This is a genomic window from Pseudomonas sp. SORGH_AS_0199 (genome assembly GCF_031453735.1).
Lineage (GTDB): Bacteria > Pseudomonadota > Gammaproteobacteria > Pseudomonadales > Pseudomonadaceae > Chryseomonas > Chryseomonas aestiva.
Genome location: NZ_JAVJAE010000001.1, coordinates 2,445,155 through 2,464,110, shown reverse-complemented (window position 1 = coordinate 2,464,110; position 18,956 = coordinate 2,445,155). Strand labels below are relative to the sequence as shown.

The window sequence follows — 18,956 nt, the reverse complement described above, 5'->3', positions numbered from 1 at the left end:
CTTACTTGCTGTTGCCACCCGGGAAGCCGGCGAACTTCTTGTTGAAGCTCGAGACACGACCTTCGACCTTCATCTGGCGCTGCTCGCCGGTGTAGATCGGGTGGGAGGCGCTGGATACGTCCAGACTGATGTAGGGATAGGTCTCCCCTTCGTATTCCTGAGTCCGATCGCTCTCGGCAGTGGAGCGGATCAGGAAGTAGGTGTCCGAGGTGGTGTCGTGGAACAGCACGGGACGGTAGTTGGGATGGATACCGGGTCTCATGAGGCGTCTCCTGGTCTGGGGCAGCGACGACGACAGGTCATCGCTGGGCCCGATAAAGATACATTATAACATCAACAAGCAAGTTTGACAGCCGCACCTGTGACGGTGGCGGCAGCCACGGGCTTTTCGATGGAACCATCCGCCGCGCCCGGGGCTCGTAACCTGAGGCCCTGACCGGCGGCACCCCACCCTCTCTGAGACCTGCTGTCGGTCAATGCGTGCGTTCAGACCTGGAGCGCCAGACAGACGACCTGTCCGCTCCACGCCTCCCACACGCACCGCGCCCCTGCATTGGCTTCTCAAGGATCGCGAGAAGTCCACACGCATTGGATGCGCACGCCGGGTTCGGGATTGAACTCACCGCGCCGCATCCCAAGGATTCAAGAGGCACAGAACCATGTGCGGCATCGCCGGAGAGCTTCGTTTCGATCAACAACCCGCAGCCATCAGCGTGGTGGAGCGTATTACCCACCGCCTCGAACAGCGCGGACCCGATGCCTGGGGCTTCCATAGCCAGGGACCGGTCGCCCTGGGCCATCGCCGGCTGAAGATCATGGATCTGGCGGAAGCTTCGGGCCAACCCATGATCGAGCCGGAACTGGGTCTGTCCATGGTGTTCAACGGCGCCATCTACAACTATCCGGAACTGCGTACCGAGCTGGAAGCCAAGGGTTATAGCTTTTATTCCGGGGGTGACACCGAGATCCTGCTCAAGGCCTATCACGCCTGGGGCAAGGACATGCTGCCCAAGCTCAATGGCATGTTCGCCTTCGCCATCTGGGAGCGTGACAGTGGCCGGCTGTTCATCGCCCGGGATCGCCTGGGGATCAAGCCGCTGTATCTCTCGTTCACCGACAGGCGCCTGAGATTCGCTTCCAGCCTGCCCGCCCTGCTGGAAGCCGGTGACATCGACACCCGTATCGATCCGGTCGCGCTCAACCACTACCTGAACTTCCATGCCGTGGTACCGGCGCCGCGTACCATCCTGCAGGGCGTGCAAAAGCTGCCGCCGGCGACCTGGATGACCGTGGATGCGTCCGGCCAGCAGCACCAGGAGACCTGGTGGAACCTGGACTACGGTCCCCGTGAAGACGAGCGCCGCTATACCCTGGACGACTGGGCCGAGCGGGTCCTGCATGGTCTCAAGGACGCCGTGGCGATTCGCCAGCGTGCGGCGCGCGAGGTTGGGGTACTGCTTTCCGGCGGGGTGGATTCCAGTCTGCTGGTGGGCCTGCTGCACGATTCGGGAGTCAAGGACCTGCTGACCTTCTCCATCGGCTTCGAGGATGCCGGTGGCGAGCGCGGCGACGAATTCCAGTATTCCGATCTGATCGCCAACCACTACGGCACTCGCCACCATCAAATGCGCATCGCCGAAGACGAGATCATCCAGCAGCTGCCGCGTGCCTTCTCCGCCATGAGCGAGCCGATGGTCAGTCACGACTGCATCGCCTTCTACCTGCTCTCGCGTGAGGTCTCCAAGCACTGCAAGGTGGTGCAGAGCGGTCAGGGTGCGGACGAACTCTTCGCCGGCTACCACTGGTATCCCCAGGTACATGGCGCCGCCGATCCCTTCGCCGCCTACCGCGCCGCCTTCTTCGATCGCGACTACGCCCAGTACGCCGCCACCGTGCAGGCGGGTGTACGCCTGGAGGAAGACGCCGCCGAAGCCTTCGTCCGTCAGCACTTCGCCAAGCCGGGCGCCAGCGCCGGGGTCGACAAGGCCCTGCGCCTGGACAGCACCGTGATGCTGGTGGATGACCCGGTCAAGCGGGTCGACAACATGACCATGGCGTGGGGCCTGGAAGCCCGGGTGCCCTTCCTCGACTATCGCCTGGCCGAACTCTCGGCGCGCATTCCCGCCGAATTCAAATTGGGCGATGGCGGCAAGCAGGTACTCAAGGCTGCCGCGCGCAAGGTCATTCCTCAAGAGGTGATCGACCGACCCAAGGGCTATTTCCCGGTGCCGGGCCTCAAGCACCTGGAAGGCAACACCCTGACCTGGGTACGCGAGCTGCTGCTGGATCCCAGCCAGGATCGCGGCCTGTTCGACACTGCCGAGATCGATCGCCTGCTGACCAATCCGGCCGATCGCATCACGCCTCTGCGCGGTTCCAAGCTCTGGCAACTCGCCGCGCTCAACCTCTGGATGAGCGAACACGGACTGTGAGGGTGCAAGACGCATGAAAGCGACCAGCTACAACCAGCGCCTCCAGCGTGCCCAGACGCCCTCCTACGAACGGCTGCAGGCGCGCCTGGCGGAAGGCGACCATCCGACCTCCCAGCCGCTCTGCCTCCATTGCGGCTGGGGACGGCTGCTCATCGGTCACACCTATCCCGATCCCGCCAGTCTGGCCAAGGAATTGCTCACCGAAACGCCCGGCGAGCGCGACATCGCCCTCTACGTGGCCGCTCCGCATCAGGTGCTGGCCCAGGCGCCACAACAGCTGTTTCTCGACCCCAGTGATACCCTGCGGGTCTGGTTCAGCGACTATCGCCCGGCACGCCGGATCTATCGCGGCTTTCGTATCCGCCGCGCCTGCTCCGCGCAGGACTGGAGCGAGATCAATCGGCTCTATCAGCAGCGCCATATGCTGCCCGTGGACACCGAGCGGCTGACGCCGCGGCACAAGGGTGGTCCGGTCTACTGGCTGGCGGAAGACGACGACAGCGGCGCCATCATCGGCTCGGTGATGGGCCTCAATCACGTCAAGGCCTTCAGGGATCCCGATGGCGGCTCCTCGCTGTGGTGCCTGGCGGTCTCGCCCGAGTGCAGCCGGCCCGGTGTCGGCGAGGCGCTGGTTCGCCACCTGATCGAGCACTATGCCAGCCGCGGCCTGGCCTATCTGGACCTGTCGGTGCTGCATGACAACCTGCAGGCCAAGCGACTCTACGACAAGCTGGGTTTCCGCCCGCTGCAGACCTTCGCCATCAAGTGCAAGAACGGCATCAACCAGACGCTGTTCCTCGGCCCCGGCCCTGCCGCCGAGCTGAATCCCTATGCACGGATCATCGTCGACGAAGCCTTGCGGCGTGGCATCGAGGTGCAGGTGGACGATGCCGAAGGGGGTCTTTTCACCCTTATCCAGGGCAACCGCCGCATCCGCTGCCGCGAATCCCTCACCGATCTCACCTCCGCCGTGACCATGACCCTCTGCGCCGACAAGGTGCTGACCAGTCGCACCCTGGCCCGTGCCGGGCTGAAGGTCCCCGAGCAGCAGATGGCGGGCAGCGACGAAGACAACACCGCCTTTCTGGAGAAGCATGGCGCCCTGGTGGTCAAGCCGGTCAATGGCGAACAGGGCAAGGGCGTGGCCGTGGACATCCGCGACGCCGAGCACCTTGCCACCGCCATCCAGGCGGCGCGGCGCCATGACGATCGTGTGCTGCTGGAAAGCTTTCACCAGGGCCTCGATCTGCGGGTGGTGGTCATTGGTCACGAGGTGGTGGCCGCGGCCATTCGCCGGCCGGCGGAAATCGTCGGCGATGGCCAGCACAGCGTCCGGGACCTGATCGAAGCCCAGAGCCGCCGCCGTCAGGCCGCTACCGGCGGCGAGTCGCGCATCCCGATGGACGAGGAAACCGAACGCGCCATCCGCGGTGCCGGTCACGACTGGGACAGCGTGCTGCCCGCCGGCACCCACCTGCCCGTACGCAAGACGGCCAACCTGCACACCGGCGGCATCCTGGAGGATGTCACCGACAGTCTGCATCCGGTGCTCGCCGACGCGGCCATCCAGGCAGCGCGCGCTCTGGACATCCCCGTCACCGGCATGGACCTGCTGGTCCCAGCCGCCGATTCACCTGACTACGTCATCATCGAAGCCAACGAGCGACCGGGCCTGGCCAACCACGAGCCGCGGCCCACCGCCGAACGCTTCATCGACCTGCTGTTCCCGCTGTCCCGGGAGGTTCCGCTATGAATCGCTTGCCCGAGCCCGATCTGGATTACCTGCGCAAGGTCCTGCTGGACATGCTGGCGATCCCCAGCCCCACGGGCTTCACCGACACCATCGTCATGTACGTCGCCGAACGGCTCAACGAACTGGACATCCCCTTCGAGCTGACCCGCCGCGGCACCATTCGCGCCACCATCAAGGGCCACAAGGAGAGTCCGGATCGCGCCGTCTCCGCGCATCTGGACACCATTGGCGCCATCGTCCGCGAGATCAAGGACAACGGCCGTCTGGGCCTGGCGGCCGTGGGCCACTGGTCGAGCCGCTTCGCCGAAGGCAGCCGCGTCAGCCTGTTCACCGATGACGGTACCCTGAGAGGCAGCGTGCTGCCGCTGCTGGCCTCCGGCCACGCCTTCAACACCGAAATCGACAAGATGCCGGTGACCTGGGACCACATCGAATTGCGCCTGGACGCCGTGACTAAGAGTCGCCACGAGACCGAGCAACTGGGCGTGCAGGTCGGCGACTTCGTCGCCTTCGATCCGTTGCCGGAGTTCACCGACAGCGGCTACATCAGTTCGCGCCATCTGGACGACAAGGCTGGCGTCGCCGCCCTGCTCACCGCCTTGAAGATGCTCAAGGAAACCGGCCAGACCCCACCGATCGACTGCCACCCGCTGTTCACCATCACCGAGGAGGTGGGCTCGGGCGCCGCCGGTGCCCTGCCCTGGGACGTCAGCGAATTCGTCGGCATCGACATCGCCCCCGTGGCGCCCGGACAGCGCTCCGACGAGCACCGCGTCAGCGTGGCCATGCAGGACTCCGCTGGTCCCTACGACTATCACCTGTCACGGCACCTGCTGCGCCTGGCGCAGCGCAACGACATCCCGGTGCGCCGCGACCTGTTCCGCTACTACTACAGCGACGCCCACTCGGCGATCAGTTCCGGCCAGGACGTGCGGGTCGCCCTGCTGGCATTCGGCTGCGACGCCACCCATGGCTACGAGCGCACCCATATCGTCAGCCTGGCGGCGCTCAGCCAGCTGCTGACCGGGTACATGCTCAGCCCGCCGGTGTTCGACAGCGATGCGCAGCCGGCCGACAGCTCGCTGGATCGCTTCGGTCATCAGCTGCTACCGGAAGACACCCAGATGGACAACCAGACGCACCTGCCGCCGCTGGAGGAGGTCGTCGGCGACGGCAGCAAATAGCGTTCGAACCAAGCGCCTGGGGTATCCTGGGCGCCTTTTTCCAGGCACCTCTCGATGATCATCCCCCACGACCAGCTCGCTGCCGCCACCCTGGACAACCTGCTTGAAGACTTCGTCACCCGCGACGGCACCGACAACGGTGACGAGACACCCCTGGCGACCCGTACCCAGCGCGCTCGCCGCGCCCTGGAAACCGGCGAGGCCGTCATCCTCTTTGATCCGGACAGTGCGCTGTGCCAACTGGTGCTGCGCCGCGACGTGCCGCCCGAACTGCTGAACGACTAGCGCATCTCGCGCCTGTCAGGCACTGCCGCGCGGCGCCAGCAGGATCACCAGCGCCCCGGCCACGCACAGCAGACCGCCCGCCAGATCCGTCCAGGTCGGCCGGGTGCGCTCGACCAGCGCCAGCCAGCCCAGCGAGGCCACCACATAGATGCCGCCATAGGCCGCATAGGCCCGCCCGGCGTAGGCCGACTCGATACGCGTCAGCAACAGGGCGAAGAGCACCAGGCTGGCAAGCCCGGGCGCTATCCACCAGGGACTGCGATCCAGCCGTAGCCAGAGCCAGAAGGCATAGCAGCCGGCGATCTCGAACAGCGCCGCCAGCAGGAACCAGAGATAGTTCAGCATGGCGCCGCGCCGTCTTCCTGGCGATAGGGCAAGGCCTCGGCGGCTCGCTGCGCATAGGCCTGGACGCCATCGCGCTCCTGGTCGAGAAACTCCGCCACCGCCGCTCTCAGGCCTGGATGCACCAGATAGTGCCAGGAACGGGTCAGGGTCGGTTCGAAGCCGCGAATCAGCTTGTGTTCGCCCTGGGCGCCGGCGTCGAAGCGCTGCAGCCCTTCGGCGATGGCGTATTCGATGCCCTGGTAGAAACAGGTCTCGAAATGCAGCTGGTCGAATTCCTGCAGGCAACCCCAGTAACGGCCATAGAGGGTGTCACCGTCCTTGAGATAGAAGGCCATGGCCACCGGCCGACTGCCCTGGCGGACCAGCACCACCCGAATCGCCTCGGGCAGCCGTTCGGCCAGCAGACTGAAGAAGGCGCGGGTCAGATAGGGATCCTGGCCACGCACCTCGTAGGTGTTGGCGTAGCAGGCATAGACGAAGTCCCACTCCGCCTCGCTCAGCTCATCGCCCTTACGCCACTCGAAACCCACGCCCAGGCCGGCAACCTGGTCGCGTTCCTTGCGCAGCTGCTTGCGCTTGCGCGAGGTCAGGGCGGCGAGGAAGTCGCCATAGTCGCGATAGCCGCGGTTATGCCAGTGGAACTGGCAGCCAAGCCGCGCCAGCCAGCCCTCGCGATCCTGGAGCAGGGCATCGGCCTTGGGATCGGTGAAGTTCACATGCAGGCTGGAGAGCTCCAGATCGGCCAGGCTGCTCGTGGTGGCGTCGAGCAGGGTCGCGCAGGCAGCCGGATCACCCAGCAGGCGCGCGCCCTGCACCGGTGAAAAGGGCACCGCGGCCAGCAGCTTGGGATAGTAGTCGATCCCGGCACGGCGGCAGGCATCGGCCCAGGCCCAGTCGAAGACGTATTCGCCATAGGAATGCATCTTCAGATAGGCCGGCATCGCGGCTCGTAGATGCCCCTGGTCATCCTTGAGGATCTGGTGCGCCGGCTGCCAGCCGGTCCCCTGCCCCAGGCTGCCACTGTCTTCCAGGGTGGCAAGGAATTCATGCCGCAGAAAGGGCTGGTCGTCCACCAGCAGCGCGTTCCACGCGGCGGCAGGCACCTGGGCCAGGCTGTAGAGATACTCGACGATCATCCCACTCCCCTTGCTTGGACTCGGCCTACAGGTCTAACACAGATGAGTACCCGGACGGGCACCTGTGAAAGACTCTGGCGGCGGGCTTTCGTGCGGACGAAAAAAAACCGCCGTGAGGCGGTTTCTTTCGAGTGTGGCGTCCCCTAGGGGACTCGAACCCCTGTTACCGCCGTGAAAGGGCGGTGTCCTAGGCCACTAGACGAAGGGGACGTTACCCTGGTGCGATCCCTGCGGATCACGAATTTGGTGGAGCTAGACGGGATCGAACCGTCGACCTCTTGCATGCCATGCAAGCGCTCTCCCAGCTGAGCTATAGCCCCAAGTACAGCATCCTGCCACGCCTGGGCTGCGTGACCGATATGGCGTCCCCTAGGGGACTCGAACCCCTGTTACCGCCGTGAAAGGGCGGTGTCCTAGGCCACTAGACGAAGGGGACGTTACCCTGGTGCGACCCTTGCGGATCACGAATTTGGTGGAGCTAGACGGGATCGAACCGTCGACCTCTTGCATGCCATGCAAGCGCTCTCCCAGCTGAGCTATAGCCCCGCGTACAACATTCGCCACGTCTGGGATACGTGACTGATATGGCGTCCCCTAGGGGACTCGAACCCCTGTTACCGCCGTGAAAGGGCGGTGTCCTAGGCCACTAGACGAAGGGGACGAAACCTTCTACCGATTTCCCCCGCAGGCGAAACCGAAATTTGGTGGAGCTAGACGGGATCGAACCGTCGACCTCTTGCATGCCATGCAAGCGCTCTCCCAGCTGAGCTATAGCCCCGTCGGTCAGGACGGGGCGCATGTTAAGAGGCCCGGCCCCCCCTGTCAACACCAATAAGAAAAAAACCTGCTAGTAACAGACACTTAAGCTGGAAAACGGCTAGATCGCCCGGGACAGGGCCGCACGCTGGGCGCGGGCCGCCAGCAGGTAGGTGAACTTGCCGTCGCTGGCAGAGAGCTTGCGCAGGACCTTCTTGTCCAGGGCACGATAGCCACCCATCTCCAGCGCTGTGCGCCCCGAACTGCCGATCAGCATGCCGGGATTGGCCACCATCAGACGGGCGGCTTGCTCCACGGCCTTGGCGTAGCTCTTGCGATCGTCGAGATCGTAGCCCTGCAGGGGCAGCAGCATGCGCAGCCACTCGGCCCAGTAGAACTCGAGGAATTCCGACGGCAGCACCCGACCGTCCGGGGTACGCGGCTTGTCGTAGCCGATCTGGCGGGTGAAATACACCAGCGCACGGTAGGGATCGTCGGCCATGGCGGTGAGCCCCAGGGTTTCCGGGAGCTGCTCGGGGAGGATCGGGCGGCCCTGGGGGTCCTTGAGCCAGGCCTTGCGCTCGTCGAGCAGGCGAATCCAGAATTCCGCCATGCTGGCAGCGCCACTGAAGTCGTCGGTGACCCTGACCCATACCGAGGTGTCCGGACCACCGCCGGGGTGTTCCCAGAAGGCTGAAAAGGTGTGGTGGCCATCGGTGAGATAGAGCTGCCGTCCCGGGCCGATGACCACGGTCTTCATCTCATCCGGACAGGTACCGGGCGGCCGCACACCGAGGGCGTCACCGGCCGAGCGCAGACTGGTGCTCGGCTGGACGCCGCCACTCAGGTGCTGGCCGTTGGCTTCGCAGTAGTCGTCGAACAGCTTGCGCCGGTCGCAGGCGTACTTGCCAAGCTTGTACAGCACCTGGTCATGGCCGATCGCGGGCTGGGTGGGGCGCAGCTGGCGCAATTGCACCCGGAGCAGGCTTCCTGGCGACACGGGGTCTTCCTTTCTCGAGAGGTCTTCCCAGGTCCGACAACGGTCCTCCCGGGAAGACTCCTGCCGTCGATCAGACCTTGCGCAGCACCACACTGCCGATGGAATAGCCGGCGCCAAAGGAGCTGAGCACGCCCAGACTGCCACTGGCCAGATCCTCGTGGTGCAGATGCAGGGCAATGACCGAACCGGCCGAGCTGGTGTTGCCGTAGGTGTCGAGGATGACCGGCGCCTCGCCGGACTCGGGTTCGCGGCCCAGCAGGCGTTTGACGATGAGCTGATTCATCGCCAGGTTGGCCTGATGCAGCCAGAAGCGCGAGACCCGTGCGACGGGAATATCCAGTTCGGCGAGGTGATTGGCGATCAATTCGGCCACCAGCGGGCAGACCTCCTTGAACACCTTGCGCCCTTCCTGGACGAACAGCTTGTCCGGGTGGGTCATGCCCTCCTCCGCCGCGCGGTTGAGGAAGCCGAAGTTGTTGCGGATGTTGTTGGAGAACTGGGTGAACAGCCGGGTCCCGAGGATCTCGAAGCGGTGCGCCGAGGTCGCCTGGTCGGCGCGCTCCACCACCAAGGCGGTGGCGGCATCGCCAAAGATGAAATGGCTGTCGCGGTCGCGGAAATTCAAATGGCCGGTGCAGATCTCCGGATCTATCACCAGTACCGCCCGCGCCTGGCCCAGTTGGACGGCGTTGGCCGCGGCCTGCAGACCGAAGGTCGCCGAGGAGCAGGCGACGTTCATGTCGAAGCCGTAGCCCTGGATGCCCAATGCGGCCTGGACCTCGATGGCTACCGCCGGATAAGGGCGCTGCAGGTTGGAACAGGCGACGATGACGCCATCGATGTCGGCGGCCGTCCGCCCGGCGCGTTGCAGGGCCTCGCGCGCGGCGGCGGTCCCCATCTCGCAGAGGATCGAGGGCTCGTCGTTGGAGCGCTCGGGGATCTGCGGCACCATGCGCGCCGGATCGAGGATGCCGGCCTTGTCGACTACATGACGGCTGCGGATGCCGGAGGCCTTCTCGATGAAGGCGGCGCTGGATTCCGGCTGGGGCGCCAGGCTGCCCTGGGCGATGGCTTCGGCATGCTCGGCATTCCACTGGCCAGCCCACTGGTTGAAGGACGCAACCAGCTCGTCGTTGGAAATGCTTTCGGGCGGCGTATAGAGCCCACTACCGCTGATGACCGCGTGCTGCACGGCTATTCCTCTTGTTGTCAGGATGACGCCGTGCCAGTTTGCCGCAAATCCGGGGTGGACGCCCGTGCAATCTCAGCGCCGATTGGCGGCCTCGGCGGCGCGCAGGACGTCGCTGCCCACTTCGCTTTCATACCGTTTGATCAGAGGCGCCACCGCCGCGCGCCAGGCATCGCGCTCGGCAGCCGTCGGCACCAGGATCTTGCTGGTATTGGCCGCCACCACCCGCTCGCGTGCTTTGGCGTTGATGGCTTCGGCATCGCGATTCACCCCTTGGGACACCTCTTCGAGGATGGCCTCCAGCTCGCTGCGGATCTCGAAGGGCAGCCCGTTCCAGAACGTGGTGTTGGTGATAAGCATATAGGTGAGGAAGCTGTGGTTGTCCTCGACGATATAGGGCTGCACGGTGTTGATCTTCTGCCCCAGCAGATTCGACCAGGAATTCTCTGCGCCCTGGACCTTGCCGGTGCGCAAGGCGTCGTAGACCTGGGCGAAGGGCAGCTTGACCGCCTGGGCGCCCAGTTGCTGGTAGTAGGCCGCCAGCACATCGGAGGACTCGACGCGGAAGGTCAGACCCTTGAGGTCGGCGGGGACGTGGATTTCCCGCGTGGCCGAGAGCTGCCGGCCACCGTTGTTCCAGTACGCCAGCCCGGTGATGCCGTGGGGGACCAGGCTGCCCAGCAGTTCGCGGCTCTTGTCGCGGCGCTGGAAGCGCTTGACCGCCTCGATGTTGTCGAACAGAAAGGGCAGATCGTAGACCCTGAGCGGCTTGGCCAGGGCGTTGAGCTTGGAAACCGAGGGCGCCAGCAGCTGGACCCGATTGCTGCGCAGGGCCTCCAGCTCGTCGGCATCGCCCACCAGGCTGGAGTTGGGATAGACCTCGAGCCTGACCTTGCCGGCCAGCCGCTCCTGCACCAGCTTCTGTACCTGCAGGGCTCCACGGCCCTTGGGGGTATCGTCCGTCACCACATGGGCGAACTTGATGACGATGGGCTCGGCCACGGCAAGGGGCACGGCCAGAGCAAGGAGCGAGCCGGCCACGGTGGCGAAGAAGGTCTTGATCATGGGATTCCCTGCGTTGAACGATCCATCGGATCGCCCGTGCGACCCCGGTCGCGGTGCGTGCGCGACGCAATTACCTTAGCAGTCGCGGCGGGAAAGGCTGGTCAACGGCGGAAAACGGTACGACGAGTGTGCAAGAAAGGCGGATCAGGGGTAGGGTCAGCGCCGCCGAAGCGGCGCCAAGAAACCATCAGGGCGAAATGGGATCACTTGCGGGAAAGGTTTCCTCGACGGATTCGTCGAGCTGCTCTTCGCTTACCTCGTCTTCATCGTCGGCGACGGGCGGATCGTTGGGCTGCTGCTGGGCATGGACGGCATTCATGGCAAGTCTCCGGACAGGGAAGGGTCTGCAGGGCTGAATGCTTCCAGCCCTGTAGGTTTAGTCATGACTGTGCAGACGGACGTTCAGCTCGTCGACGATCGGTGCCCAGTCGGCGTCGCCCATTATTTCGTCCTTGAGAAAGGCCTTCTGCGCCGGCGACCAGAACTCGGCCTCGGATACCTTGACCGCGTCCGGCAGCGGGGAATGGCTGGCGATGAAGTCGTCGATGGCAGCCGGATCGGAGTCCAGGCCCAGTTGCTCGAAGAGGGTCGTCAGGTCGTGAACGGGAAGTTCCATGGGAGTCTCCAGGCAGTTATCGGTCGTTACGCTCAGGTATCTAGAAAGACGCCAGCCTTGAGGGGTTCCCCTGCCTTAATAAATCCTTCAGCGACGAGCCTTAAGGTACGCCCACGTTCCGCCAACCAGGGCCTCTGCCATGTCGCTTCCCGTCTCTTCCATTCAATTTACCGCCGCGCCGCGCCGCATCCTCGTTACCGGTGCCACCGGCTTTCTCGGCGGTGCCGTCACCCTGCGTCTGCTGGAGCTTGGCCATGTCGAAGGGCTGCGATTCCTGGTCCGTGCCGCCACCCCGGCGGAAGGCCTGGAGCGCCTGCTGCAGAATCTGCGCGTCCATGACATCGACGAGCGCCTGGCGGCCCTGCTCAAGCCCGAACAGATTCTCTGTGGCGACCTGCTCGACACCCACTGGATCGACGCCGCCAAGCCGCTCCTGCAGACCCTGGACGAGGTCATCAACTGCGCGGCGGTGGCCTCCTTCTCGCGCAATCCGAAAATCTGGCCGGTCAACGTCGAAGGCACCTTCGCCCTTGCCGAGGCGTGCGCCCAGTCGCGGCGCCTGAAGCGCTTCCTGCACGTCAGCACCGCCATGGCCTGCGGCCCGCAGCGCCAATCGCCGGTCGCAGAAACCTGGGATTTCCCCGAACCGGACCAGCAACTGGTGGATTACACCGCCTCCAAGGCCGCCATCGAACTCAAGCTGCGCAACGAGTTGCCGCTGCTGCCGCTGGTGGTGGCGCGCCCCTCCATCGTGGTGGGTCATCGTCGTTCGGGTTGCAAGGCGTCGGGCAGCATCTTCTGGGTGTTCCGCATGGGCTTCGCTCTGGAACGCTTCACCTGCGGCCTCGATGAGCAGATCGATGTCATCCCGGTGGACTACTGCGCCGAAGCCCTGGTGGAACTGGCGCTCAAGCCCAAGCTGAACTACAGCCTGTACCACATCTCCGCGGGTAACGCCGGCGCCTGCACCTTCGGCGAAATCGACGAGGCCTATGCCGGCGCCATGGGCGACGCCCCGGTCGGCGAGCGCTATCGCCAGGTGGACAGCGCCGACCTCAAAGAGCTGGCCGCCGACTTCAACGAGCGCATCGGCCCGGCCAATCCGCGCCTGGTGCTGCGGGCGCTCAAGCTGTACGGCGGCTTCGCCGATCTGAACTACCTGTTCGACAACCAGCGTCTGCTCGACGAAGGCATCGCCGCTCCGCCGCGCTTCACCGACTACCTGGATGTCTGCGTGCATTCCTCGCGGGACATCAGCATCCCGGCGCAGATGCAGTGGGATTTCAAATGAAGCGCGTGCCCGGTGCCGGCGACCGCCAGGCACCGGGCGCTGCTCAGACGGAATCCCGCTCCGGTGAAGTCAGTCGCGAATCCCGGACGATATCGCTGACCGAGGCGTAGCCCCCGCGCGCATCGCGCAACATTGTCCGCAGGTTACCTTCGATGGTGTTGCAGATGGTGCCCATGGTGATCTGGTGCCGACTGCGCTGGAAGGGATTCTGCAGATCGGTACCGACCTTCTCCATCGCCAGGAAGATGAAGCCCACCACGGTGGAGGCCAGCGGTGTGTACCACTGCAGGCTTTCCACCAGACCGATGGGCATGAGCACGCAGAACAGGAAGATGAACAGCCGCGGGAAGTTCACGTAGGGATAGGGCAAGGGCGTATTGGCGATGCGCTCCATGCCACCCTGCCAGTTGGACATGTCGACGAAGGTGGCTTCGAGTCGCTCCAGGCGGATGCTGTCCAGGCGGCCGGCGCGGTATTCCAGGGCGATCAGGCTAGAGGAGCCACTGAGGATGGCATTGGCGAAGTTGTTGGTCTCCTTGCGCATCGACCACTCCTCCTTGCCCAGGTAGGTACGCACCTCCTTGGGTAGGGGATCGCCGCTGAGCTGGCAGGCCAGGCAGCGCACATAGGCGAGATGGCGCTCGATGAGCACCGTCTTGATCGCATTGAAATGCTCGTCACCGTCGTCGATGAGCGTCAGCACCTGGCGAGTGAAGCTGCGCGAGCTGTTGACCATGCCACCCCAGAGGGTGCGCGCCTCCCACCAGCGCTGGTAGGCGCTGGTATTGCGGAAACTGGTCAGCACGATCAGCGCCGAGCCGATCAGCGTCAGGGGGATATTGGGCAGCTCCGCCCGTTTCTCCACCAGCAGCATATAGTCAGCGGTAACGGCGATGTCCCACAGCAGCAGCCAGAAAACCGACCAGCCGACGTAGGTGAAGGTTTGCCGAAGGAATGTCAGGATGCGGTGGAAATAGCCCACGGTGATAGTCCTTAGCGCGTGAAAGAAGGGGTGCCGCCATAGGAACCTGGGGTCGGAAACAGGTTCAAGGCAAGCGTCTGGAGCGCGGATCGCCGCCCACTTCACGCAATTGACCGGTGGCAATTCCATTTCCAGATATGAAGAGCTGTCCGGTCGCAGGCTGCGGCTCTTCGCGACCACAGGAGCTGACCGGGTACCAGATTGCCCAGGGATACCGGCAGCTTTACCGAACATCTGCGCCCAGGTGCGGTCCGACGGACACCATGCCCTTCCGGAGCACTGCCATGACCGCCACCCCGCGCGTTCGTCTGGATGTCTGGAGCGATTACGTCTGCCCCTTCTGCTATCTGGAGCTGCCCCAGCTGGCGCGTCTGCAGGAGGAATTCGGCGACCAGCTGGCCATCGAGTGGCATGCCTTCGAATTGCGTCCCGAGCCCACCCCTACCCTCGATCCTGCCGGCGATTACCTGCGCCGGACCTGGGATCGCGCCGTCTATCCCATGGCGGCGGAGTACGGCATGGTGCTGCGCCTACCGCCGGTACAACCGCGCAGTCGCCTGGCGCTAGAGGCGGCGGAATTCGCCCGCGAGCACGATCGCTTCGACGCCTTCCATCTGGCGGTTTTCCAGGCCTTCTTCGAAGAGGGTCGGGATATCGGTGAGCTGGACGTGCTGCTGGAGCTGGCGCGGCGCACGGGTCTGGACAGCGAGGCGCTGAAAGCCAGTCTCGCCCGTGGCGATCACACCGATCTGGTGCTGCATGCCGAGGATCGCGCCGAAGCCCTGGGCATCACCGCCGTGCCGACGCTGCTGCTGCGCTCCGCCGGGGCGCCCGTCGAAGCGGCTCGGGCACTGGATGGCGCGGTGCCCTTCGCCCAGTTGGCGGCGGCCGTCAGGGCGCAGCTGGAGACGGCCGGCGCCTAGCGCTGGGCGTCCGGCGTCAGCTCGGGGAACAGCACCTCGGTAAAGCCGAAACGGGCGAAATCCTGGATCCGCGAAGGATAGAGGCGGCCGATGAGGTGATCGTATTCGTGCAGGACCACCCGTGCGTGAAAACCCTCGGCTTCCTGGTCGACGGCGCGGCCATCGCCATCCACGCCGCGGTAGCGGATCCGCCGTGGCCGCGGCACCTCGCCGCGCAGTCCGGGGATCGACAGACAGCCTTCCCAGCCGAGTTCTTCGCGGGCGTCCAGCACCTCGATCCGCGGATTGATCAGCACCTGCAGCGGCACCGGCGCCGCCTCGGGATAGCGGGCATTGCGCTCGAAGCCAAAGACCATCAGCTGCAGATCTTCGCCGATCTGGGGCGCCGCGAGGCCCACGCCACCGGCGGTGGCCATGGTGTCGAACATATCCTGGATAAGGCCGTGCAGCTCGGCCGAGCCGAAGCGCTCTGCCGCTACCGGCGGCGCCACCCGCAGCAGGCGCGGATCGCCCATCTTCAAAATGTCACGAATCATGCGAGGATTCCTCCCTTTGGCCGGTCCAGCCGCCGGCGTTTCGCCAGGAGCTTAAACCAGATGTCTTCCCTACTGCTCGCCAGCGCACTCGGCCTCGGCCTGAGTACAAACCTCGCCCAGGCCGAGGACGCCACCCTCGCCGCCCGCCTGGATCCGATCCTGGAACGCGCCGTCGCCCAGCAGCGCATCGTTGGCACGGTGGTCATGGTCGCCCGCCAAGGCCGGGTTGTGTACCAGCGCGCGGCCGGTTTCGCCGATCGCGAAGTCCAGCGGCCGATGCGCGAAGATCAGCTGTTTCGCTTCGCCTCCCTGACCAAGCCGCTGGTAGCCGTGGCGGCCTTGCGTCTGGCGGACCAGGGTCGCCTGGATCTGCAGGCCCCGGTCAGTCGCTACCTGCCCTACTTCACCCCGCAGCTGGCCGACGGCACCCTGGCCGTACCCACCCTGGCGCAGCTTCTCAGTCATACCGCCGGCCTGCACTACGGCTTCGGCGAAGATTCGAACGGACCCTATCATCGCGCCGGGGTATCCGACGGCCTGGATGGGGCTCCGCTGACCCTGGAAGAGAATCTGCGGCGCCTGGCGGGTGTGCCGCTGGACTTCAAACCGGGCACCCAGTGGCGCTACTCCCTCGGGCTGGACGTGATGGGCGGCGTGCTGGCGGCCGCGACCGGGCAGCCCCTGCCCGAGGTCGTCCAGCAGCAGGTGGCCGCACCGCTGGGCCTGCACGACCTGAGCTTCCACGTCAGCGACGCCGAGCGCCTGGCCACCGCCTATCGCGACGGCTATCCGCGCCCCGAACCCATGAGCGAGCCCTATCTGCTGCCGATGCCCAAGGGCGGCATCCTCTATTCGCCGGCGCGCGCCCTTTCGACGCAGGCCTTCGCCTCGGGCGGCGGTGGCATGCAGGGCAGCGCGGGCGACTATCTCGCCTTTCTGGAGGCACTCCGCCAGGGTAGGCTGCTCACGCCGGCCAGCCAGCGCCTGATCATGGAAGACCAGATCCCGGGGCTGCAACGCGACGATGCGCCGGGCTGGGGTTTCAGCCTGGGCGCGGCGGTACTGCGCGATGCCCGGCTGGCCAGGACCCCGCAGGCGCCCGGCACCCTGCAGTGGGGCGGCGTCTACGGCAATGCCTGGTTCATCGATCCGGCGCGGGAGCTCAGCGTGGTGATCCTGACCAACACCGCGATCGCCGGCATGAGCGGGCCCTTCCCGGAGGCCATCCTCGCCGCCCTCTACCGCGACTGAGCGGACTCCAGGCGGGCCTGGAGCGCCTGCAACTGCTCCTGCAGCGCGGCATGCTCGTGCTGCAGGGCCTGGTAGCTGTCGGTCACGGCATCGGTATCGATGAACACCTGCTCGATGAATTCCTTTTCCACCAGGGTCCGCGACAGCTTCGCCCGTTCTGCTTCGAGGCTTTCGCGCAGGGTCTCCAGCTCCTCCTGCAGGTGCCCATCCAGTTCCGGCGAGGCCGCAACGGCCGGGGTCGTCGGCTGCTGTCGCAGCCGCAGCAGGTCTTCGCCGAGTCGCTGGACCGTCGCCTTGAGCTGATCGCGCTCGCGACGCATTTCCAGCAGGGTGCCCTGGACCCGGTCATGCTCGAGACTCAGGCGCTGCAGCTTCGCCTCGGCGCCGCGCATCTCGCGATTCTGCACGTGCAGATTGGTGACCAGCTTGTGCGCCCGGTCCAGTTTGGACTTGAGATCGTCCAGCTTGAATTCGAGATTCTCGCGGTGGGCCAGCAGGTCGTCGATATAGGGTTGGTTGGTCTTTTTCCAGTCCGGATAGTCGTCGCCCTCGACCCCGTCGAGACGGCCCACCAGGTCCAGGCTGTCGCTCATGGCCTGACCCAGGGGCTCGACATCCGCCTGCCGCGCCGCGTCGATCAGGCCGGCCGCGGTCTCGGCCTGGCTGGTGAGCGACTGCGGCTCACCGGGCTCGGGAGTCTCGCTTTTCTCGCCAGCCGCTTCAGGGCGCGGAAAGAGCCGCTGCCAGAGCAGCGTCAGGACCAGGGCGATGAGCAGCACGTTGGACAGGGTGACCAGCAGGAAACCCCATTCGACGAAGCGCGAGTCGTTCATTCCCTAGCTCAACAGGAAGGCGATGAAACCGTCGCCGAGCCCGGGAAAGGACAGGCTGAAGTCGGCGCGCCCATTGTTCTGTCGCCAGAGGCTGTAGAGCTTTTCGAAGGGCTTCTGCACCAGGTGACTGGTGCTCAGCACCAGCGGCGCCCCGCCCTTGCCGGTGGAGATCATGCCGCTGAGGTCGGCGAGGAAGGCGGTGGCGTTCTCGTAGATCTCGCGGCTCAGGGTCGCACTGGCGATGGCCGCATGGATGGCGGCGGGCGAGAGCCCGGCCAGAGCGCCACCGAGAATGCAGGCCGCATTGAGGTCCAGCAGGCAGACGGCTTCCAGCGCCTTGCTCTGCGGGTGGCCATAGATGCCGATCACATAGGGCAAGGCCAGTCGATCGACCGGGATCGGCGCCATGGGCTCGATCTGGCAGACGATGGAGGACAGACCGAGCAACTGGCGAATACGCTGTGGATCGGGATTGAAGCGGGTCGGGATCAGCAGGCTCTCGCGACCTGAGGATTCGATGGCCTGTTCGGCACTGGCGCCGTCCTGCAGCACGGTGAGCACCGCCTGCTGCAGGGTCTCCTGGACGAAGGGCTTGGTCACGACGAAGGCCGCGCCGTTGCGGTAGGCCGCCTCGATGTTGCGCGCCGAGGACTCGGTGGTGACAAAGCCCACATGGATATCGGCGCCCACCCGCTGGCGGATCGCCTGGAGCAATTCCAGACCGGTCATCCCAGGCATGTGCCAGTCGGTGAGCACCAGGTTGGGGGTCCAGGTCTCCAGCAGCGCCACGGCTTCCTCGCCGGTGGACGCCACGCGCAATTCGATATCCCTGTAGCCGGTATTCGCCAGAATCCGCTTGATGATGGTCTGGACCGCTCGACTGTCGTCTACCACGAGGAACTTCATGTTCCATCCCTGAATTATGAACGCCGCGTTATCCCTCGGCGATTACTCGCCTCGGGCGCCAGTATGGATCACACATCAGATATCACATGGCCAGTATCAGCTGAACGGCGACCTTTTTGCGACAGTTTGTCATCGGTAACTGAAAGGTATTCGTCCAACGCAGGATACGGCAATTCGAGCACCGTACAATATAACCTTAGCAGCTCTAGCTCGGAGGTTTGGACGCGCTCGTCCGCCTTGACCAGGCACAGCAGGCCCTCCAGCACCAGGGTGCGCGCCGCGATGCTCAGCAGGCCAAGTCGCGCCAGGGCGCCGTCCAGCGCCGGACGCCAGGGGTGCGGGGGCTCATAGGCACAATGCAGGCCGGGAAAGGTGCTGACGACGGCCAGCAGAAAGGCCCGCCGAGCGGCCTGGACGTCCCGGTGATTCTGTTCGGCGGCCACCGCATAGAGGGTGAGCACCGCGACCCGGGC

20 protein-coding genes and 6 tRNA genes are annotated in these 18,956 nt (G+C 65.2%); 7 read left to right on the top strand and 19 right to left on the bottom strand.

Going from position 1 to position 18,956, the window contains the following annotated elements:
- Position 1: 1 nt before the first annotated feature.
- On the bottom strand, positions 2-262 hold the full coding sequence (locus QE444_RS11565) for a type B 50S ribosomal protein L31 (RefSeq protein WP_133859431.1): 261 nt from the start codon (positions 260-262) through the stop codon (positions 2-4).
- Between the two features lie 397 nt (positions 263-659).
- Between QE444_RS11565 and QE444_RS11560 the strand changes: the two genes are divergently transcribed.
- Genes QE444_RS11560 through QE444_RS11545 form a run of 4 tightly spaced genes read left to right on the top strand, consistent with a single transcriptional unit; the run spans position 660 to position 5,654 of the window.
- Positions 660-2,432 (top strand): N-acetylglutaminylglutamine amidotransferase, encoded by a 1,773-nt coding sequence (locus QE444_RS11560; protein ID WP_309738611.1) that lies wholly within the window; start codon positions 660-662, stop codon positions 2,430-2,432.
- A gap of 13 nt (positions 2,433-2,445) precedes the next feature.
- Complete coding sequence (gene ngg, locus QE444_RS11555; RefSeq protein WP_309738609.1) at positions 2,446-4,185, top strand: N-acetylglutaminylglutamine synthetase; 1,740 nt, start codon at positions 2,446-2,448, stop codon at positions 4,183-4,185.
- The gene (locus tag QE444_RS11550; RefSeq protein WP_017640298.1) at positions 4,182-5,369 is read left to right on the top strand and encodes an osmoprotectant NAGGN system M42 family peptidase; all 1,188 of its coding nucleotides are present in this window, start codon (positions 4,182-4,184) and stop codon (positions 5,367-5,369) included. The genes ngg and QE444_RS11550 overlap by 4 nt, the downstream gene beginning before the upstream one ends.
- Before the next feature lie 54 nt (positions 5,370-5,423).
- The gene (locus tag QE444_RS11545; protein WP_158896618.1) at positions 5,424-5,654 is read left to right on the top strand and encodes a YheU family protein; all 231 of its coding nucleotides are present in this window, start codon (positions 5,424-5,426) and stop codon (positions 5,652-5,654) included.
- Between the two features lie 15 nt (positions 5,655-5,669).
- Here the strand turns inward: QE444_RS11545 and QE444_RS11540 are convergent, their stop codons facing one another.
- The 13 genes from QE444_RS11540 to QE444_RS11480 all read right to left on the bottom strand — a co-directional run bounded on the left by QE444_RS11540 (position 5,670) and on the right by QE444_RS11480 (position 11,761).
- Positions 5,670-5,999: a YnfA family protein gene (locus QE444_RS11540; RefSeq protein ID WP_133859435.1), complete on the bottom strand. Its 330-nt coding sequence runs from the start codon at positions 5,997-5,999 to the stop codon at positions 5,670-5,672.
- Positions 5,993-7,135 carry a GNAT family N-acetyltransferase gene (locus tag QE444_RS11535; protein WP_208694748.1) on the bottom strand — a complete coding sequence of 381 codons (1,143 nt, stop codon included), beginning with the start codon at positions 7,133-7,135 and terminating at the stop codon, positions 5,993-5,995. The genes QE444_RS11540 and QE444_RS11535 overlap by 7 nt, the downstream gene beginning before the upstream one ends.
- A gap of 134 nt (positions 7,136-7,269) precedes the next feature.
- Positions 7,270-7,345 (bottom strand) — tRNA-Glu (locus tag QE444_RS11530).
- A gap of 34 nt (positions 7,346-7,379) precedes the next feature.
- A tRNA-Ala gene (locus QE444_RS11525) sits at positions 7,380-7,455 on the bottom strand.
- A gap of 40 nt (positions 7,456-7,495) precedes the next feature.
- Positions 7,496-7,571: transfer RNA gene (locus QE444_RS11520), tRNA-Glu, on the bottom strand.
- Positions 7,572-7,605: 34 nt separating this feature from the next.
- Positions 7,606-7,681: transfer RNA gene (locus QE444_RS11515), tRNA-Ala, on the bottom strand.
- 39 nt (positions 7,682-7,720) lie between these two features.
- Positions 7,721-7,796 (bottom strand) — tRNA-Glu (locus tag QE444_RS11510).
- Positions 7,797-7,837: 41 nt separating this feature from the next.
- A tRNA-Ala gene (locus tag QE444_RS11505) sits at positions 7,838-7,913 on the bottom strand.
- Between the two features lie 99 nt (positions 7,914-8,012).
- On the bottom strand, positions 8,013-8,891 hold the full coding sequence (locus QE444_RS11500; protein WP_309738602.1) for a ParB/Srx family N-terminal domain-containing protein: 879 nt from the start codon (positions 8,889-8,891) through the stop codon (positions 8,013-8,015).
- Between the two features lie 70 nt (positions 8,892-8,961).
- Positions 8,962-10,083 (bottom strand): beta-ketoacyl-ACP synthase III, encoded by a 1,122-nt coding sequence (locus QE444_RS11495; RefSeq protein WP_309738600.1) that lies wholly within the window; start codon positions 10,081-10,083, stop codon positions 8,962-8,964.
- 72 nt (positions 10,084-10,155) lie between these two features.
- Positions 10,156-11,145: a DctP family TRAP transporter solute-binding subunit gene (locus QE444_RS11490; protein ID WP_309738599.1), complete on the bottom strand. Its 990-nt coding sequence runs from the start codon at positions 11,143-11,145 to the stop codon at positions 10,156-10,158.
- A 187-nt stretch (positions 11,146-11,332) separates the two neighbouring features.
- Entirely contained in the window at positions 11,333-11,464 is a 132-nt protein-coding gene (locus QE444_RS11485) for a hypothetical protein (RefSeq protein ID WP_007162893.1), read from the bottom strand.
- 57 nt (positions 11,465-11,521) lie between these two features.
- The gene (locus QE444_RS11480; RefSeq protein ID WP_208694744.1) at positions 11,522-11,761 is read right to left on the bottom strand and encodes a DUF2789 domain-containing protein; all 240 of its coding nucleotides are present in this window, start codon (positions 11,759-11,761) and stop codon (positions 11,522-11,524) included.
- Between the two features lie 139 nt (positions 11,762-11,900).
- Between QE444_RS11480 and cprA the strand changes: the two genes are divergently transcribed.
- Positions 11,901-13,052, top strand: coding sequence for a cationic peptide resistance protein CprA (gene cprA / locus QE444_RS11475; protein WP_309738594.1), 1,152 nt, complete (start codon positions 11,901-11,903; stop codon positions 13,050-13,052).
- Between the two features lie 43 nt (positions 13,053-13,095).
- On the opposite strand, the gene QE444_RS11470 is transcribed toward cprA, so the two are convergent.
- Entirely contained in the window at positions 13,096-14,034 is a 939-nt protein-coding gene (locus QE444_RS11470) for a bestrophin family protein (protein ID WP_252977103.1), read from the bottom strand.
- A 284-nt stretch (positions 14,035-14,318) separates the two neighbouring features.
- Between QE444_RS11470 and QE444_RS11465 the strand changes: the two genes are divergently transcribed.
- Positions 14,319-14,957 carry a DsbA family protein gene (locus QE444_RS11465; RefSeq protein WP_187978961.1) on the top strand — a complete coding sequence of 213 codons (639 nt, stop codon included), beginning with the start codon at positions 14,319-14,321 and terminating at the stop codon, positions 14,955-14,957.
- Here QE444_RS11465 and def read toward each other — a convergent pair.
- The gene (def, locus tag QE444_RS11460) at positions 14,954-15,493 is read right to left on the bottom strand and encodes a peptide deformylase (protein ID WP_133859443.1); all 540 of its coding nucleotides are present in this window, start codon (positions 15,491-15,493) and stop codon (positions 14,954-14,956) included. The genes QE444_RS11465 and def overlap by 4 nt on opposite strands.
- A gap of 60 nt (positions 15,494-15,553) precedes the next feature.
- On the opposite strand from def, the gene QE444_RS11455 reads away from it, so the two are divergent.
- Positions 15,554-16,744 (top strand): serine hydrolase, encoded by a 1,191-nt coding sequence (locus tag QE444_RS11455; protein WP_273861107.1) that lies wholly within the window; start codon positions 15,554-15,556, stop codon positions 16,742-16,744.
- Here QE444_RS11455 and QE444_RS11450 read toward each other — a convergent pair.
- The 3 genes from QE444_RS11450 to QE444_RS11440 all read right to left on the bottom strand — a co-directional run bounded on the left by QE444_RS11450 (position 16,732) and on the right by QE444_RS11440 (position 18,944).
- Entirely contained in the window at positions 16,732-17,577 is an 846-nt protein-coding gene (locus QE444_RS11450) for a hypothetical protein (protein WP_133859445.1), read from the bottom strand. The two genes, QE444_RS11455 and QE444_RS11450, sit on opposite strands and share 13 nt — an antisense overlap.
- Positions 17,578-17,580: 3 nt before the next feature.
- Positions 17,581-18,483, bottom strand: coding sequence for a response regulator (locus QE444_RS11445; protein WP_309738588.1), 903 nt, complete (start codon positions 18,481-18,483; stop codon positions 17,581-17,583).
- 68 nt (positions 18,484-18,551) lie between these two features.
- On the bottom strand, positions 18,552-18,944 hold the full coding sequence (locus QE444_RS11440; RefSeq protein WP_309738586.1) for a hypothetical protein: 393 nt from the start codon (positions 18,942-18,944) through the stop codon (positions 18,552-18,554).
- Between the last annotated feature and the right edge of the window lie 12 nt (positions 18,945-18,956).

Excerpts from the sequence above, each read along its gene's own strand:
- QE444_RS11565 (WP_133859431.1), bottom strand. The coding sequence starts at position 262 with ATGAGACCCGGTATCCATCCCAACTACCGTCCCGTGCTGTTCCACGAC.
- QE444_RS11560 (WP_309738611.1), top strand. The coding sequence starts at position 660 with ATGTGCGGCATCGCCGGAGAGCTTCGTTTCGATCAACAACCCGCAGCC.
- ngg (WP_309738609.1), top strand. The coding sequence starts at position 2,446 with ATGAAAGCGACCAGCTACAACCAGCGCCTCCAGCGTGCCCAGACGCCC.
- QE444_RS11550 (WP_017640298.1), top strand. The coding sequence starts at position 4,182 with ATGAATCGCTTGCCCGAGCCCGATCTGGATTACCTGCGCAAGGTCCTG.
- QE444_RS11545 (WP_158896618.1), top strand. The coding sequence starts at position 5,424 with ATGATCATCCCCCACGACCAGCTCGCTGCCGCCACCCTGGACAACCTG.
- QE444_RS11540 (WP_133859435.1), bottom strand. The coding sequence starts at position 5,999 with ATGCTGAACTATCTCTGGTTCCTGCTGGCGGCGCTGTTCGAGATCGCC.
- QE444_RS11535 (WP_208694748.1), bottom strand. The coding sequence starts at position 7,135 with ATGATCGTCGAGTATCTCTACAGCCTGGCCCAGGTGCCTGCCGCCGCG.
- QE444_RS11490 (WP_309738599.1), bottom strand. The coding sequence starts at position 11,145 with ATGATCAAGACCTTCTTCGCCACCGTGGCCGGCTCGCTCCTTGCTCTG.
- QE444_RS11485 (WP_007162893.1), bottom strand. The coding sequence starts at position 11,464 with ATGAATGCCGTCCATGCCCAGCAGCAGCCCAACGATCCGCCCGTCGCC.
- QE444_RS11480 (WP_208694744.1), bottom strand. The coding sequence starts at position 11,761 with ATGGAACTTCCCGTTCACGACCTGACGACCCTCTTCGAGCAACTGGGC.
- cprA (WP_309738594.1), top strand. The coding sequence starts at position 11,901 with ATGTCGCTTCCCGTCTCTTCCATTCAATTTACCGCCGCGCCGCGCCGC.
- QE444_RS11465 (WP_187978961.1), top strand. The coding sequence starts at position 14,319 with ATGACCGCCACCCCGCGCGTTCGTCTGGATGTCTGGAGCGATTACGTC.
- def (WP_133859443.1), bottom strand. The coding sequence starts at position 15,493 with ATGATTCGTGACATTTTGAAGATGGGCGATCCGCGCCTGCTGCGGGTG.
- QE444_RS11455 (WP_273861107.1), top strand. The coding sequence starts at position 15,554 with ATGTCTTCCCTACTGCTCGCCAGCGCACTCGGCCTCGGCCTGAGTACA.
- QE444_RS11450 (WP_133859445.1), bottom strand. The coding sequence starts at position 17,577 with ATGAACGACTCGCGCTTCGTCGAATGGGGTTTCCTGCTGGTCACCCTG.
- QE444_RS11445 (WP_309738588.1), bottom strand. The coding sequence starts at position 18,483 with ATGAAGTTCCTCGTGGTAGACGACAGTCGAGCGGTCCAGACCATCATC.